Genomic DNA, 16,663 nt, shown 5'->3' with positions numbered 1-16,663 from the left:
GTATTTCGTCTCGCAGGGACCATCGATGGACAACGGCGCCACAATGCATCTTGCCGTTTCGCTGCTTGCGGGGATCGCCGATCCATCACCGGGGCCGGAATTCAGCCGCCTGGCCGGTTCAGTGCAAAAGGCCGAAGCAGCCGGGCTGGACATGGTGCTGCTTGCCGATTCAGCGCCAGCTTCCGGCGGCGGTACCGCGAACAGTCCGATGCCCTTCGAAGCGACCACTTTGCTGGCCGCATTGGCGACTGTCACAAGCAGGATCGGCCTGGTTGCCGCTGCCTCGACAATTGCCCACCAACCTTACAATCTGGCGCGCCGTTTCGCTTCGCTCGACATCATCAGCCATGGCCGCGCCGGCTGGCACGCGACGATGGCGCAGGCGCCACGGGAAGCAGCCAATTTCAGCCGGCCCGAAGGATTTTCGCCTGACGATTTCCGCCGTCGCAGCAAGGAATATATCGGCATCGTGCAAGGTCTGTGGCAGGGTTGGGATGCGGACGCGCTGCTGTTCGATCAGAGCGGCGGCCGCTTCCACGATCCCGAAAAAATGCATCTGCTCGAGCACAAGGGCGCGTTCTTTTCGGTGCGCGGACCGCTGAACGTCGCCCGGTCGCCGCAGGATACGCCAGTGCTCGTCTTGTCGGGCCTGAGCGAAGCCGACCTGGATATTGCCGCCCGCACCGCCGATGTCATCCTGCTGGACGGCGGGCCGGTGGAGGGCGCGACAGCACGCTATGACGATATCAGGCGTCGTGTCGCTGCGTGCGGACGCGACCCGGATGCTGTGAAAGTGCTGACGAACGTCGCGCCTATCGCCGATGATAAGCCGGCTGCCCTCGCCGAAAGGCTGGAAGAGGAATTCCGGGCGAGAGGCTGCGACGGGTTCAACATCCTGATGCCGGCACAGCTTTCAGCGCTCGACGATTTCGTCGATCTAGTTTTGCCAGAGCTGGGGCAGCGTGGCCTGTTTCGAGAGAACTATCGCGGCACGACGTTGCGCTCGCATCTCGGGCCTGCCGGCGGAGGTGATCAATGACCGCTCGCCAGATGAAGCTCGGCGCCTTTCTGTGGGCGACGGGCCACCACATCGCCGCCTGGCGCCACCCCAAGGCTCATGTAACGGCCGGTATCGACATCGACCATTATATCCAGCTGGCACGCACGGCGGAGGCGGCGAAATTCGACATGATCTTCTGCGAGGACGCCGCCGGCCTGCGCGAAGCCAATACCGGCATTGCCAGCCAGACGTCGCGCTCGATCGGTTTCGAGCCGATCAGCCTGCTTTCGGCGCTTGCCGCCCAGACCAGCCGCATCGGCCTCGTCTCGACAGCCTCGACAAGCTACAACGAGCCCTATGGCCTGGCACGAACCTTCCTGTCGCTCGACCATCTGAGTGGCGGCAGGGCCGGCTGGAACCTGGTCACCTCGGCCAGCCCCATCGAGGCTGCCAATTTCGGCTCGACGGGCCTCAAGCCCCATGCCGACCGCTATGAGCGGGCGCGCGAATTCGCCGAGGCCGTCACGGGGCTTTGGCAGGACAAGCAGGCTTCCGGCCACGACGGCCAAAGCTTTTCGGTTCGCGACCCGCTCGACCTGCCACGCTCGCCGCAAGGCGCCCCGGTCATGGTTCAGGCCGGCGCCTCGGATGTCGGCCGCGACCTCGCCGCTCGCACCGCCGATGTGGTGTTCACGGCGGCGCAGACCTTCGAGGAAGCCAAGGCCTTCTACGACGATCTCAAGAGACGTCTGGCGGCCTATGGGCGCGAGCCCGACGACATCAAGATCATGCCGGGCGTCGCACCGGTGGTGGCGGAAACCGAGGCTGAGGCCCGCGAGAAACATGAGGAATTGCAGGCGCTGATCCCCGACGATGTCGGCGTAGCGCTTTTATCCAGCTATCTCAGCATCTCCGATCTGTGGCGCTATCCGATCGACGGGCCGCTGCCCGAACTGCCGGAGAGCGAGGGGATGAAGAGCCGGCAAGCGCTGGTCATCGAGCAGTCGCGCCGCGACGGCCTCTCGATTCGCCAGCTTGCCCGGCATTTCGCCGGCGCGCGTGGCCATTGGCGCATCGTCGGCACAGCGGCCCAGGTGGCCGACGAGTTGCAGGCGCGGTTCGAGGGCGGTGCGGCCGACGGTTTTAACGTCATGCCCTCTTATTTCCCCGGCGAACTCGATGCTTTTGCGACGCTCGTCGTGCCGGAACTGCAGCGGCGTGGCCTGTTTCGCACGGAATACGAGGGCCGCACACTGCGCGACCATCTGGGTCTGAAACGGCCGGTTTAGCTGCGGCGCAGCTTAGCCTGCCAGCACCTTGTCATGCAGGGCATGATGATCGGCATTTGACGCGGCGGCGCGGGCGACCAGCGCTGTCATGATCTCCGCTGCGGCCAGCGCCGCAATGACTTGCGGGCGCTTGTCCTTGACGGTGTCGCCGCCAATTGGCGAGACGAGGCGGGCAAACTCGGCTTCGCTGCCGTCCGCCGATTTCAGGAACCAGCTCCTGAACGTCGCTTTCTTGGTCTTCGAACCAATCATGCCGACATAGGCGGTGTCGCCGCGTTTCAGCGCCTCGGCGACGATCAGGAAATCCAGCGCATGGTCGTGGGTGAGGATGGCGAAGGCGGTGCCGGCAGGGGCATTTCGCACTTCGGCCTCGGGCATCGGCGTCAGCCGTGTCTCCACGGTTTCCGGCATGCCTTCCAGTGCTTCGGCGCGCGTCTCGATGACGATGCCGTGCACGGGAAGAAGTGCGATCGTCGACGCCAGCGCCTGGCCGACATGGCCGCCGCCGAAGATGTAGACATGCGGCAGGTGCGCCTCCTCGGCTTCCGCAGCCGCAACCAGCTCAGCGGCGAGCGTGGCATCCACGAGCCGGATCAGCACTTCGACGCGCCCGCCGCAGCATTGCCCGATTTCCGGCCCGAGCGGGACGTCGAGGGTTGCGCAGATCTCGCCGACCTCGATGCGGGCTTCTTCACCCACCATCTGCCGGGCCTTGTCGATCGCCATGTATTCGAGCTGGCCGCCGCCGATCGTGCCAAAGATCGCCGCCTGCGAGACGAGCATGAAGGCGCCCTTCTCGCGTGGCGTCGAGCCTTTGGTGCCAGCCACTTCGACCAGGGCAACCCGGCCGGCGCTGGCGAGAAAGGCTTTCAGGCTTTGCACATTTGAGTTCATATCTTGCATTCCCGTACGGGAAACATAGCGTTTTTCGGCCTGAATTGCACCTCTTGCAAGATTCAGGCTTTGGCCTCTTTCTTCAGCCACTCGATCGCCATCAGAACCCGCTCCGGGGTCGCCGGAGCATCGAGGCGCGGACAGATCTTGTGATCAGCCACACTCGCCACCGCATCCGACAGCGCGTGCAGCACCGACATGCCGAGCGGGAATGGCGGCTCGCCGACCGCCTTGGAGCGGTGGATGGTCGGCTCGCCGGCTTCCGGCCAGTCGGCCAAGGTGACGTTGAATATCTTCGGGCGGTCGGAGGCGAGCGGGATCTTGTAGGTCGACGGCGCGTGCGTGCGCAGCCGGCCCTTGGCATCCCACCACAGTTCTTCCGTCGTCAGCCAGCCCATGCCCTGGATGAAGCCGCCCTCGATCTGACCGATGTCGATGGCGCGGTTCAGAGAGCGGCCGCAGTCATGGAGAATATCGGTGCGCTCGACCATGTATTCGCCGGTCAACGTATCGACAGAGACTTCCGAACACGAGGCGCCATAGGCGAAATAGTAGAAGGGGCGGCCCTCGCCCTTGTCGCGGTTCCAGTGGATTTTCGGGGTCTTGTAGAAACCCGCCGCCGACAGCTGGATGCGGGCCATATAGGCCTGCTTGACGAGGTCGGCGAAGGCGATTTCCTGGTTGCCGATGCGCACCCGGTTGGGCAGGAACAGCACCTGATCGCGCGGCACCTGGTATTTTTCGGCGGCGAAATCGACCAGCCGATCCTTGATCTGACGAGCGCCATTCTGCGCCGCCATGCCGTTGAGGTCGGAACCGGAGGACGCTGCCGTAGCCGAGGTGTTCGGTACCTTGCCGGTGGTGGTCGCGGTGATCTTCACCTGGTCGAGGTCGATCTGGAACTCTTCCGCCACCACCTGCGCCACCTTGACGTAGAGGCCCTGCCCCATCTCGGTGCCGCCATGGTTCAGATGCACCGAACCGTCGGTATAGACATGCACCAGCGCGCCGGCCTGGTTGTAGTGGGTGGCGGTGAACGAGATGCCGAACTTGACCGGCGTCAGCGCCAGGCCGCGCTTGATGAAACGGCTGTTGGCATTGAAGGCCGATATTTCGCGACGCCGCCGCGCATAGCTGGCGCTTTGCTCCAGCTCGGCGACGATGCGCTGGATGATGTTGTCCTCGACCGTCTGGTGGTAGGGCGTGATATTGCGATCTGATGTGCCGTAGAAATTCTTCTTGCGGATTTCCAGCGGATCCTTGCCGACGGCAAAGGCCACCTCGTCGATGACGCGTTCGGCGCCGACCATGCCTTGCGGGCCGCCGAAACCACGAAAGGCGGTGTTCGACACGGTGTTGGTGTAAAGCGGCGCCGATTGCGCGTGCACCGCTGGCCAGAAATAAGTGTTGTCGCAGTGGAACAGCGCGCGATCGGTCACCGGGCCGGAAAGGTCCGACGAAAAACCGCAGCGCGCCGCGAACATGAAGTCGACGCCGAGGATATTGCCCTCGTCATCGAAGCCGACCTCATAGTCGACGAGGAAATCATGACGCTTGCCGGTGGCGATCATGTCGTCGTCGCGGTCCGGCCGGATCTTCACGGCGCGGTGGTGCTTCTTCGCGGCGATCGCGGCCAATGCGGCAAACTGGTTGCCTTGCGTTTCCTTGCCGCCGAAGCCACCGCCCATGCGGCGGATTTCCACCGTGATGGCATTGCTCGGCACGCCGAGTGCATGGCTGACCATGTGCTGGACTTCGCTCGGATGCTGGGTCGAGGAATAGATGGTGACGTCCTGGTCCTCGCCCGGAATGGCCATGGCGATATGGCCTTCGAGGTAGAAGTGTTCCTGGCCGCCGATGCGCATTTTTCCGTTCAGCCGGCGCGGCGCCTGACGGATCGCTGTGGCGGCATCTCCGCGCTTCAGCGTGAGAGGCGGCGTGACGAGCTTGTCCCTCTTCGGATCGAGCGCACCAATGTCGGTGACGAAAGGCAATTCCTTGTATTCGACCTTGGCCAGCCGCGTGGCGCGGCGCGCCTGCTCGCGCGTCTCGGCGATGACGCAGAAGATCGGCTGGCCGTAGAACTGCACCTTGCCGTCAGCAAGCACCGGCTCGTCGTGGCGGCCGGTTGGCGAAATGTCGTTCTCGCCGGGCACGTCATTGGCCGTCAGCACGTCGACAACGCCTGGCGCTGTACGCACCGCCGAGAGATCGATGCTGGTGATCGTGGCATGCGTGGCGGCAGAAAGCCCGAGGCAGCCATGCAGCGTGCCGGCCGGTTCCGGCATGTCGTCGATATAGACGGCCGTGCCGCTGACATGCTTGTGGGCGGAGTCATGGTGCTGATCGGTGGCAACGCCGCCGGCGATCTTTTCGGCTTTGAGGTTGGGGGCAGCGTGCTTGTTCATCATGCCGCCTCGTGCCTTGAAACCTGAAGCGGCTCCCTGGTGCCGCTGGTCTCGGCAAAGAAGCGCAGCAGCAGGTTCTTCGCCGCCAGCGCCCGGTATTCGGCCGAGGCCCGCATGTCGGTGAGCGGAGTGAAATCCCTGGCATATTCGGCCATCGCTGCCTCAACCGTCTGTTCAGTCCATGGCTTGCCGAGCAGCGCTTTTTCGACGGAAGACGCCCGCTTCGGCGTCGCCGCCATGCCGCCATAGGCGATGCGCACCTCCGCGACCGTGCCGTCCTTGGCCAGCCTCAGGAAGAAGGCGCCGAGGGCCGCGGTGATGTCCTCATCGCGGCGCTTGGTGATCTTGTGGACGGCGAATTTTGTATCCTTGGCTGGAACAGGAACGTGCACGGCCTCGACGAACTCGCCCGGCTGCCGGTCCTGCTTGCCGTAGGCGATGAAGAAGGTTTCCAGCGGGATCGTCCGCCGCATGTTGCCCTTGCGCAGGGTGAGACTTGCGCCAAGCGCGATCAAGGGTGGCGGCGTGTCGCCGATCGGCGAGCCGTTGGCGATGTTGCCGCCGATGGTGCCCATGTTGCGTACCTGTTCGCCGCCGATGCGATCGAACAACGGCCCCAGCGCCGGGATGCGCTTCGCCAATGTCGCGAAGGCGTCAGTGTAGGTGACGCCGGCGCCGATCGAAATGACGCCCTTGTCTTCCGAAATGGTGCAAAGTCCGTCGAGATTGCCGATGAAAATGGCCGGCGAAATATCGCGCATATGCTTGGTCACCCATAGGCCGACATCGGTCGAGCCGGCAACGATGGTGGCACCGGGTTCCTTGTCCAGCACGGCGGCGAAATCGTCAACATCGGCCGGCACAACCAGCAGCGCCTTGCCGGTTCCGATCTCGACCCGGGCGCCGTCATGCATGGCCTCGAGCCTCGCCGTGATCGCCTTGCGCTCCGTGGCCAGCGGGTCCTTTGCCGCCTTGCCGTAGCTCGAGATGGCCTTGGCCGCGCGCATGATCGCCTCGTAGCCGGTGCAGCGGCAGAGATTGCCTTGCAAAGCCTTTTCGATATCCGCGTTCGAAGGGTCAGGCGACTTCATCCATAGGCCATAGAGCGACATGACGAAGCCCGGCGTGCAGAAGCCGCATTGCGAGCCGTGGAAATCGACCATCGCCTGCTGCACCGGGTGCAATTGGCCTGGCCCGCCACGCAGATGCTCGACCGTCACGACGTGTGTGCCGTCGAGCGAGCCGAGGAAGCGGATGCAGGCATTGACGCTTTCATAGACCAGACCGCCAGCGAAGAGCTTGCCGACCAGCACCGTGCAGGCGCCGCAGTCGCCCTCGGCGCAGCCTTCCTTGATGCCACGCAGCGACCGGTCGAGTCGCAGCCAGTCGAGCAGGGTCGCATCGGGTGCCACCGACGAAAGCGCCACATCCCTGCCATTGAGGATGAAGCGGATCTCGTTGCGGATGTTAACTTTGGCCATGTCTCAGCTCCCCCTGTAGGTCGAATAGCCGTAAGGCGAGACCAGCAGTGGCACATGATAGTGCACCGGTTCGGCCATGCCGAAGCGGATCGGTATCACGTCGAGAAAGGCCGGTTTCGGCAGGCTCACCCCCTGCTGGCGCAAATAGTCGCCCGCGGCGAAGACCAGTTCGTATTCGCCGGTGCGGAACTCCGCGCCGGCAAGCAGCGGCTTGTCGCAACGGCCGTCGGCATTCGTGACAACGGTCTTCAGATGTGTCCGCGCCGTGCCCCCAAGGTGATAAAGCGTGATCGACAGTCCTGCTGCCGGCTTGCCGGTCGCCGTGTCGAGGACATGGGTCGTTAGACGCCCGCCATCGGCTTTCGACGTTTCTGCCATTGGCCGCCTCCCATTTCCGATACGAGCGAATTGACCCGGTACGATCAAGTATCAACAGTGAATTGTGCGCCAATTAAAGGCGATGCATAAGTCCCGGTCGAGCGGAGTGCGACAAAAACACTTTCAAAAATTTTCGGGGGAATGCCTAGGCAGCCCTTTCGATATCCTGATCATACTTCGGGCCATGCCCGGCGGGAGGGACGATGCGTTACGTCAGAGACATGCGCGGCTACGGAGCCAATCCACCGGACCCGAAATGGCCTGGCGGCGCGCATGTCGCCGTGCAGTTCGTCGTCAATTACGAGGAGGGCGGCGAGAACTGCGTGCTGCATGGCGATAAGGCCTCTGAGGCCTTCCTGTCGGAAATCGTCGGCGCGGCGCCCTGGGTGGGCCAGCGCCACTGGAACATGGAATCCATCTACGAATATGGGGCGCGGGCCGGCTTCTGGCGGCTGCTCCGGCTGTTCACAGAGTCGCAAGTGCCGATCACCTGCTACGGCGTCGCCACAGCGCTCGCCCGTTCGCCCGATCAGGTGACGGCCATGCAGGAAGCCGGCTGGGAAATCGCTTCGCACGGGCTGAGATGGATCGACTACCGCGACCACAGCGCCGAGGATGAGCGCCGCGACCTCGAAGCGGCGATCAAACTGCATTACGAAGTGACCGGCGAGCGCCCGACCGGCTGGTATACGGGCCGCACGTCGGTCAACACAGTGCGGATTGTCGCGGAAGAAGGCGGCTTCGACTATGTGTCGGACACCTATGACGACGAACTGCCGTACTGGTTCGAGCATGAGGGTGGCACGCAGCTCATCATCCCCTATACGCTCGACGCCAACGACATGCGCTTCGCCACGCCGCAGGGCTTCAACTCGGGCGACCAGTTCTTTGCCTATTTGAAGGACAGCTTCGACACGCTCTATGCCGAGGGGCAGGCAGGGCGGCCGCGCATGATGAACATCGGCCTGCATTGCCGCCTCGTCGGGCGGCCGGGCCGGGTGGCGGCGCTGAAGCGTTTCGTCGACTATGTGAAGTCGCACGACAAGGTCTGGCTGGCGCGGCGCGTCGACATCGCCCGCCACTGGCAGGAGAATCATCCTTACAAGCCGGCGGCACTGCGTCCATCCAAGATGGAGTTCGAGACCTTCGTCCACACCTTCGGTGGCGTCTTCGAGCATTCGCCCTGGATCGCAGAACGCGCCTACGAGCTGGAGCTGGGGCCGGCGCATGACACGGCCGGCGGCTTGCACAATGCGCTCTGCCGTATCTTCCGTTCCGCCAGCGAGGCCGAGCGGCTTTCGGTGCTCAACGCCCATCCCGACCTTGCCGGCAAGCTGGCCAAGGCCAGGCGGCTGACGGCGGAATCGACCAGGGAGCAGGCCTCGGCCGGCCTCGACGCGCTGACCGACAAGGAGCGCGAACTGTTTTCCAAGCTCAACGCCGCCTACGTCACCACCTTCGGCTTCCCCTTCATCATCGCGGTGAAGGGCAAGACGAAGGAGGAAATCCTGGCGGAATTCGAGGCGCGCATCGGCAACAGCCGCGGCGTCGAATTCGAGACCGCCTGCAAACAGGTCGAGCGCATCGCGCTGCTCCGCCTCAAGGACATGCTTCCGCAATAGGTTTGAACCCATGGATACGATCAGGATGCCCGAGCGAACCTATTACGCCCCGCATGGCGGCCACCCCGGCCAGAGCGAGCTTCTGACCGGCCGCGCCGTCTTCACCGAGGCCTATGCCGTCATTCCCCGGGGTGTCATGCAGGACATCGTGACCAGTGCGTTGCCGTTCTGGGACAAGACCCGCGTCTGGATCTTGTCGCGACCGCTGTCCGGCTTTGCCGAAACGTTCTCGCAATACATTGTCGAGGTCGCGCCCGGCGGCGGCAGCGACCGGCCGGAACCCGATGCCGGCGCCGAGGGCGCGCTGTTCGTGGTCGAGGGCGAGCTGACGGTTCTGCTGGCCGGCAAGGAGCATGTCCTGCGGCCCGGCGGCTTTGCCTTCCTGCCGCCGACCAGCGGCTGGACAGTTCGCAACGAAAGCAAGGCCGACGTGCGCTTCCACTGGATTCGCAAGGCTTACGAGGCGGTCGACGGTCTCGATGTGCCGGAAGCCTTCTTCACAAACGAACAGGAGATCGCGCCGACGCCGATGCTCGGCACCGAAGGCCGCTGGGCGACGACGCGGTTCGTCGATCCGGCCGATTTGCGCCACGACATGCACATGACCATTGTCACGCTGGAACCCGGCGCGGTCATTCCCTTCGCCGAGACCCATGTCATGGAGCACGGTCTCTATGTGCTGGAAGGCAAGGCGGTCTATCGCCTCAACCAAGACTGGGTGGAGGTCGAGGCCGGCGACTATATGTGGCTGCGCGCCTTCTGCCCGCAGGCCTGCTATGCCGGCGGCCCAGGAAAATTCCGCTATCTGCTCTACAAGGACGTCAACCGGCACGCCAAGCTCGGCGGCGCCGGCATAGCAAAGCGCGCCCCATGACCCGCATCGTCGCGCGGCCGCTGACCCGCGAGAGCTTTGCCCCCTTCGGCAACGTCATCGACATGGGCGGCGACAACCATTACCCGATCAATGGCGGCAGGGCCGAGCGCTATCACGATCTCGCCACCGCCGAAGCAACCGGACCGAACGCCCGTGTGCTGATCTCGATGGTGCGCGGCACACCCTACGAACTGCCGCTGAAGCTGAGCATGGTCGAGCGCCACCCCTTCGGCAGCCAGGCCTTCATTCCGCTGTCGCCGCGCCCTTTCCTGGTCGTTGTCTGCCATGACGGCGATCAGGGACCGGGCGAGCCGCATGCCTTCATCACCGCGCCCGGCCAAGGCATCAACTACCGACGCAATCTCTGGCATGGCGTGCTGACGCCGCTCGGCGAGGCCCAGGATTTCCTGATCGTTGACCGTGGCGGCGACGGCTCCAACCTCGTGGAATTCCATTTCTCGCACGCCTACGAGATCCATCTCCCTTAATTTTTGTGCATGTCGTTACCCCAAAACCGGGGGCACTTTTGGGCGACATGCAGCAGGAGACGCTGTAATGACCGACATTTCGCTGATCGACCGCCTGCTCGACGTCATCGAGCATGATATCGTGCCGAAGACGGCCGAAGGCGTCGCCCATGGCAACAAGCTGTTCGGCGCGGCGATCCTGCGCAAGAGGGACCGTTCGCTGGTGCTGGCCGAGACCAACAACGAGATCGAAAACCCGCTCTGGCATGGCGAGGTGCATTGCCTGAAGCGTTTCTACGAAATGCCCAGGGCCGAGCGCGTCGACACCAAGGACGCCATCTTCGTCGCCACGCATGAGCCATGCTCGCTGTGCCTGTCGGCGATCACCTGGACCGGCTTCGACAATTTCTACTATCTGTTCAGTCACGAGGATTCGCGCGACAGCTTCGCCATCCCGCACGACCTGAAAATCCTGAAAGAGGTCTTCACCCTCGACCCCGGCGGCTACAACACTGAAAATGCCTATTGGAAGAGCTTTTCGATCCGCAGGCTGGTGCGGGCGTTGCCCGAGGCAGAGCGGCAACGGCTGGAAACACGCATCGGCGCGATTTCGGCGCGCTACGACGAGTTGTCCGGCGCCTATCAGGCAAACAAAGCCGACAACGACATTCCGCTAAACTAGGTTCTTAGGCTGCCGGGGGACACTCTTGAATTGCCACCTTTATGGTGGCATATTGTGTTATGGAGAAACGCAGGCCCACCTACGATCTTGATGCCATCAAGACGACGTTCGGGTCTGTCAATACGCTGGCGATCACGACGTCCGCTCTGCGGGATGCCACCGGTCTTGGCTTCGACCGGCGGTGTCGTCGAGGTGATCGGCGGCATGACACGAAGAATGTTCGTGAAGTCTATGACGACCTTTGCGGATCATCGGGTCTGGCAGGATGTCTATCACGTGCCGGTGCGCAATCTGATCCTCTACGTGAAATTCCAAGCGGATGTCGTGACCGAGTTCACGGTCATGTCGTTCAAGGAGAAATGACCATGGCGACAAGAGAAGAAAATCGGACCATGACTTCCCCCGAAACTGGGGAAACGCTCACGCGTGAAGTGCGTCCGTTCACCGTTGCGTACAAGGGCGAGAGCATAATTGTCGACCTTCCGGGTTACTATCCAGCATCCGGTGACGAGGGTGTGCATGTCGGAGATGACATGGCTGCCGTCGATGCCGCGCTTCGCGTTCTCAAGGAGAAGATCGATGGTGTGCCTGCCCCGGCAACCATCCGCCGCATGCGCACAAAGCTCAATCTGTCGCAGCGCGAGGCAGGATCTCTGTTCAAGGTCGGCGAGAATGCCTTTGACAAGTATGAAAGGGGCCTGATCGAACCGAGTGGCCCGACTATTCAATTGATGACGCTGCTGGAAAAGCATCCCGAACTGCTGGATGAACTGCGGTAGCGGCACAGGTCGCATTTTTCGCTGCTCCAGTCGCGAATGGCGATTGAAAGTCGGCGCGCCGCGGGGCGTTATGCGGCCATGAAAACCGTCACCGAATTTCCCCGCAAGGTCGTTGAATTCCCTGATATGGCCATCGTCATGCCGGATGGCTGCCGGCTGTCGGCACGGGTGTGGATGCCGGAAGATGCCGGCGATGATCCGGTGCCGGCGATCCTCGAGCATCTGCCTTACCGCAAGCGTGACGGCACCATCTTTCGCGATCAGCTGACGCATCCCTATTTCGCCGGGCACGGCTATGCCTCGATCCGCGTCGACATGCGCGGCAATGGCGATTCCGAAGGGCTGATGGACGACGAATATTCCGAGCAGGAATTGCAGGATGCCTGCAACGTCATCGCCTGGGCGGCAAGCCAGCCCTGGTGCAACGGGAATGTCGGCATGATGGGCATTTCCTGGGGCGGCTTCAACTGCCTGCAGGTGGCGGCCAAGCAGCCGCCGGCGCTGAAGGCGGTGATCAGCCTGTGCTCGACCGTCGACCGCTATGCCGACGACATCCACTACAAGGGCGGCTGCCTGCTGATTGAGAATTTCGGCTGGGCCTCGACGATGCTGTCCTACTCGTCGCGGCCGCCGGACCCGCTGCTGGCCGGCGACAACAGATGGCGCGATCTGTGGCTGACCCGGCTGGAGAACCAGTCCTTCCTGGCGCCGCTGTGGCTGAAGCACCAGCACCGCGATGCCTACTGGAAGCGCGGCTCGATCTGCGAGGATTTTTCCGCCGTCAAAGCGGCAGTGCTGTCGATCGGCGGCTGGCATGACGGCTACCGCAACACGGTCTCGCATCTGGCCAGCAATATCGAAGCCCCGGTCAAGGGCATTATCGGGCCATGGATCCACAAATACCCGCATTACGCAGGACCAAAACCCGCCATCGGCTTCCTGCAGGAGGCTTTGCGCTGGTGGGACCGCTGGCTGAAGGGTGTCGACACCGGTGTCGAGTCCGACCCGGCCTACCGCGCCTATGTCATGGACAGCGTGCGTCCGGCGCGCTGGCATCCCGAACGTCCGGGCCGCTGGGTGGCGGAGCAGGAATGGCCCTCGCCAGCCATCAAGACGCAAACGGTCGATCTGATCCCCGCAGGCGAAAAGCCCGCCATCGTCGCCTCACCGCAAAGCTGCGGCCTGGCCGGCGGCGAGTATTTTCCCTTCACCTTCGGCCCCGAATTGCCCGGAGACCAACGCCCTGATGATGCCCTGTCGGTGTGTTTCGACCAGCCGGAACTCGGCGAGCCGATCGACATCGTCGGAGCGCCGGAGGTCGAGCTGCAGCTATCCTCTGATCGTCCGCAGGCCAACATCGCCGTCCGGCTTTGCGATGTGCATCCCGACGGCGCCTCGGAGTTGATCTCCTATGGCGTACTCAATCTGACGCACCGCAATTCGCACGAATTTCCCGAGGCGCTGGTGCCGGGCGAAACCGTCTCGGTGCGCGTCGTGCTCGATCAATGCGCCTATCGCGTGCCGGCCGGCCACCGGCTGCGTGTTGCCGTTTCGAATGCCTATTGGCCTGCTATCTGGCCGTCGCCGGAGCGGGTACAGCTCACCTTGTCGGCGGCGACGCTCAGTTTGCCGCTGCGGCCGCTGGCGACAGGCGACGAAGTAACGTTCGCCGAGCCAGAAGGGGCCACCCCCTGGGCAACGGAGACGATCCGCGCCACCAGTTCCGAACGTCATGTCGATCGTGATGAAAAGACCGGAATAGTGACGCTTTCCATCGTTGATGACTTCGGCGAGGTGCGCGATCTCGCCCATGGCCTCGCCAATGGCAGCATCGCCCGCGAGACCTGGACGATCCATCCCGACGATCCGCTGTCGGCCTCCGGGAAGACGCACTGGACGCAGACCTTGTCGCGAAACGGATGGTCGGTACGCACCGAGACATCCGCCGAAATGCGGTCGGACGCGCAAAACTTCATCGTCAGCGCCAGAATCGAGGCCTATGAGGACGAAACCCTCGTCTTCGAGCGCAATTTCGAAGAGAAGGTGCCGCGGGCGCTTCTTTGAGCGCCGAGTTCATTGGTCCAATTGCGACGTACGATTTACGCCACGGCATGTCGCATTCGGTCTTGCTTACCGCTTTCCCTTGCGGTCATTATTCTCCTCACAAGAAGCAAGAAAAACGACCGCAGAGTCGAACCAACAGAGTGAGGAACTCAAAATGTCGAACGAACTGGAATTTCTTAGCCGGCGTGTCGCGTCGGGCAAACTGAGCCGTCGTGATTTTCTCGGCCGGGCGGCAGCGCTCGGTATCTCCGCACCCTTCGCCAACTCAATGCTTTCAAGCGCGGCACGCGCGGCTGGCCCGGTCAAGGGCGGCACACTGAAGGCCGGACTTGTCGGCGGCGAGTCCACCAACAGCCTTGATCCGGCACTGTTCATGACCCAGGTGCCGTTCGCCTTCGGCAAGATGTGGGGCGAATTGATTGTCGAGCTTTCGCCGGAAGGCAAGCTCGAGAACCGCATCGCCGAGGAGATCGGCTCGTCGGACGACGCCAAGGTGTGGACGCTGAAGATCCGCGACGGCGTCGAATTCCACAACGGCAAGACCGTGACCGCCGAGGACGTGGCCGCCACACTTGAGCGCCATTCCGACGAGAAGTCGAAATCCGGCGCGCTCGGCTACATGAAGGGCATCGAGACCATCAAGGCCAGCGGCAAGGAAGTCGTGCTGACCCTGAAAGAAGCCAATGCCGATCTGCCCTATCTGCTCAGCGACTATCACCTGATCGTCCAACCGAATGGCGGCAAGGACAAGGCCGACGCAGGCATCTCGGCCGGCCCTTACAAGGTCACGACCAATGAGCCCGGCGTGCGCCATGGCGGCGAGCGTTTCGCCAATTACTGGCAGGGCGACAAGATGGGCCATGCCGACCAGATCGAGCTCATCGTCATCAACGATGCGACGGCGCGCACGGCCGCCCTGCAGGGCGGCCAGGTCAACATGATCAACCGCGTCGAGCCGAAGATCGTCGACCTGATCAAGCGCCTGCCGGGCGTCACCATCCGCAACCATGCGGGTCCCGGCCACTACGTGTTCATCATGCATTGCAACACGGCGCCGTTCGACAACGCCGATCTGCGCATGGCACTCAAGCTGGCCATCGACCGCGAGGAAATGCTGGACAAGATCCTGCGCGGCTACGGCTCGCTCGGCAACGACTTCCCGATCAATGCGTCCTATCCACTGTTTACCGAGATCGAGCAGCGCAAGTACGATCCCGACAAGGCCAAGTTCCACTTCAAGAAATCGGGCCACGATGGCGCCGTTCTGCTGCGGACCTCGGACGTCGCTTTCCCGGGCGCCGTCGATGCATCGCAGTTGTTCCAGCAGAGCGCGGCCAAGGCCGGCATCCAGATCGAGCTGAAGCGTGAGCCCGGCGACGGCTATTGGAACGAGGTCTGGAACAAGCAACCCTTCTGCGCTTCCTACTGGGGCGGCCGCTCTACCCAGGACCAGATGTACTCCACCGCTTATCTGTCGACCGCCGACTGGAACGACACGCGTTTCAAGCGCCCGGACTTCGACAAGATGGTGCTGGCCGCGCGCGCCGAGCTCGACGAGACCAAGCGCAAGCAGATGTACCATGACATGGCTGTCCTGGTACGAGACGATGGCGGCCTGATCCTGCCGATGTTCAACCAGTTCATCGACGCTACCGGCGCCAAGGTCGGCGGCTGGGTCGACGATCCGCATCAGGAGCTGATGAACGGCTACGCGCTGGCGAAGTGCTGGCTCGAAGCCTGAGCCTGGCCTTGCGGATATGTCCTCACCCATCTTGAAACTGGTGGCCCAGCGCGTTGCGCTGGGCATTCTCCTCTTGTTGGCCGTTTCGGTCCTGATCTTCGCCGGCACCCAGATCTTGCCCGGCGACGTCGCGCAAGCCATTCTCGGACAATCGGCGACGCCGGAGTCGCTTGCCAATCTGCGCGAGCAACTCGGGCTCAACCAGCCAGCCTATCTCAGGTATTTTCATTGGCTGGGCGGCGTGCTGACCGGCGATCTCGGCACTGCCATGTCGAGCGGCCAGGATATCGCCACGTCGATCAAGGGACGACTGTGGAACACGCTGTTCCTCGCCTTCTGGGCGGCGATCGTCGCCGTGCCGCTGGCGATCATCCTCGGCCTGATCGCGGTGCGCTACCGCAATGGCTGGGTCGACAAGCTAATCTCCGGGCTAGCGCTGGCCTCGACCTCGTTTCCCGAATTCTTCATCGGCTATGTGCTGGTCTATTTCTTCGCCGTGAAATGGCAAATCTTCCCGGGCATCTCGACCGTCTATGACGGCATGCCTTTTGGCGAGCGCATGCAGGCGATCGCTCTGCCGGCGGCCGCGCTGACGCTGGTCGTGCTCGCCCACATGATGCGCATGACACGCGCGGCGATCCTCAATGTCATGCAATCGGCCTATGTCGAGACGGCGGAACTGAAGGGCCTGTCGGCTTTCAACGTCATCCGCAAGCACGCCTTCCCCAATGCCATCGCGCCGATCATCAACGTCGTCATGCTCAACCTCGCCTACCTCATCGTCGGCGTCGTCGTGGTCGAGGTGATCTTCGTCTATCCGGGCATGGGACAGTATCTGGTCGACCACGTCACCAAGCGAGACGTGCCGGTGGTGCAGGCGGTCGGCCTGATCTTCGCCGCCGTCTATATCAGCCTGAACATCATTGCGGACATAGCGGCGATCGTCGCCAATCCGCGTCTCAGACATCCGAAATAGGGGGCGGA

At 63.0% G+C, this 16,663-nt stretch carries 15 protein-coding genes; 11 read left to right on the top strand and 4 right to left on the bottom strand.

From position 1 onward, the window contains the following. The first annotated feature begins 25 nt into the window (after positions 1-25). Both EOA16_RS18345 and EOA16_RS18340 read left to right on the top strand, forming a co-directional pair. Positions 26-1,039, top strand: coding sequence for an LLM class flavin-dependent oxidoreductase (locus tag EOA16_RS18345; protein WP_127259536.1), 1,014 nt, complete (start codon positions 26-28; stop codon positions 1,037-1,039). Continuing rightward, positions 1,036-2,289, top strand: a complete 1,254-nt coding sequence (locus tag EOA16_RS18340) for an LLM class flavin-dependent oxidoreductase (RefSeq protein ID WP_127259535.1) — start codon at positions 1,036-1,038, stop codon at positions 2,287-2,289. The genes EOA16_RS18345 and EOA16_RS18340 overlap by 4 nt, the downstream gene beginning before the upstream one ends. 12 nt (positions 2,290-2,301) lie before the next feature. On the opposite strand, the gene xdhC is transcribed toward EOA16_RS18340, so the two are convergent. The 4 genes from xdhC to uraH form a co-directional block, all read right to left on the bottom strand. Next, the gene (gene xdhC / locus EOA16_RS18335) at positions 2,302-3,183 is read right to left on the bottom strand and encodes a xanthine dehydrogenase accessory protein XdhC (RefSeq protein WP_127259534.1); all 882 of its coding nucleotides are present in this window, start codon (positions 3,181-3,183) and stop codon (positions 2,302-2,304) included. A 62-nt stretch (positions 3,184-3,245) separates the two neighbouring features. Continuing rightward, entirely contained in the window at positions 3,246-5,591 is a 2,346-nt protein-coding gene (gene xdhB / locus EOA16_RS18330; RefSeq protein ID WP_127259586.1) for a xanthine dehydrogenase molybdopterin binding subunit, read from the bottom strand. Continuing rightward, a complete protein-coding gene (xdhA, locus tag EOA16_RS18325) occupies positions 5,591-7,072 on the bottom strand; it encodes a xanthine dehydrogenase small subunit (protein ID WP_127259533.1) in 1,482 nt (493 codons plus the stop codon). Before xdhA ends, xdhB begins: the two co-directional genes overlap by 1 nt. A 3-nt stretch (positions 7,073-7,075) precedes the next feature. Beyond that, positions 7,076-7,450: a hydroxyisourate hydrolase gene (gene uraH / locus EOA16_RS18320; RefSeq protein ID WP_127259532.1), complete on the bottom strand. Its 375-nt coding sequence runs from the start codon at positions 7,448-7,450 to the stop codon at positions 7,076-7,078. A 203-nt stretch (positions 7,451-7,653) separates the two neighbouring features. On the opposite strand from uraH, the gene puuE reads away from it, so the two are divergent. The 9 genes from puuE to EOA16_RS18275 all read left to right on the top strand — a co-directional run bounded on the left by puuE (position 7,654) and on the right by EOA16_RS18275 (position 16,655). Further along, positions 7,654-9,072, top strand: a complete 1,419-nt coding sequence (gene puuE / locus EOA16_RS18315) for an allantoinase PuuE (protein WP_127259531.1) — start codon at positions 7,654-7,656, stop codon at positions 9,070-9,072. Between the two features lie 10 nt (positions 9,073-9,082). After that, entirely contained in the window at positions 9,083-9,946 is an 864-nt protein-coding gene (locus EOA16_RS18310; RefSeq protein WP_127259530.1) for a bifunctional allantoicase/(S)-ureidoglycine aminohydrolase, read from the top strand. Then, positions 9,943-10,434, top strand: a complete 492-nt coding sequence (locus EOA16_RS18305) for an ureidoglycolate lyase (protein WP_127259529.1) — start codon at positions 9,943-9,945, stop codon at positions 10,432-10,434. Before EOA16_RS18310 ends, EOA16_RS18305 begins: the two co-directional genes overlap by 4 nt. Before the next feature lie 67 nt (positions 10,435-10,501). After that, on the top strand, positions 10,502-11,095 hold the full coding sequence (locus tag EOA16_RS18300; protein ID WP_127259528.1) for a nucleoside deaminase: 594 nt from the start codon (positions 10,502-10,504) through the stop codon (positions 11,093-11,095). A gap of 165 nt (positions 11,096-11,260) precedes the next feature. Beyond that, positions 11,261-11,458, top strand: a complete 198-nt coding sequence (locus EOA16_RS18295) for a type II toxin-antitoxin system MqsR family toxin (protein WP_245455972.1) — start codon at positions 11,261-11,263, stop codon at positions 11,456-11,458. Between the two features lie 2 nt (positions 11,459-11,460). Next, positions 11,461-11,874: a type II toxin-antitoxin system MqsA family antitoxin gene (locus tag EOA16_RS18290; protein WP_127259527.1), complete on the top strand. Its 414-nt coding sequence runs from the start codon at positions 11,461-11,463 to the stop codon at positions 11,872-11,874. Between the two features lie 78 nt (positions 11,875-11,952). After that, entirely contained in the window at positions 11,953-13,938 is a 1,986-nt protein-coding gene (locus EOA16_RS18285) for a CocE/NonD family hydrolase (protein ID WP_127259526.1), read from the top strand. Between the two features lie 154 nt (positions 13,939-14,092). Next, positions 14,093-15,679, top strand: coding sequence for an ABC transporter substrate-binding protein (locus tag EOA16_RS18280; RefSeq protein ID WP_127259525.1), 1,587 nt, complete (start codon positions 14,093-14,095; stop codon positions 15,677-15,679). Positions 15,680-15,695: 16 nt separating this feature from the next. Then, positions 15,696-16,655, top strand: a complete 960-nt coding sequence (locus EOA16_RS18275) for an ABC transporter permease (RefSeq protein ID WP_023813639.1) — start codon at positions 15,696-15,698, stop codon at positions 16,653-16,655. The last annotated feature ends 8 nt before the right edge of the window (positions 16,656-16,663 follow it).

The sequence above is a fragment of the Mesorhizobium sp. M7A.F.Ca.US.008.03.1.1 genome (genome assembly GCF_003997495.1).
Taxonomy (GTDB): Bacteria; Pseudomonadota; Alphaproteobacteria; order Rhizobiales; family Rhizobiaceae; genus Mesorhizobium.
Note: the sequence above shows the minus strand (reverse complement) of the source record. Positions and strands in the feature narration are given on the sequence as shown.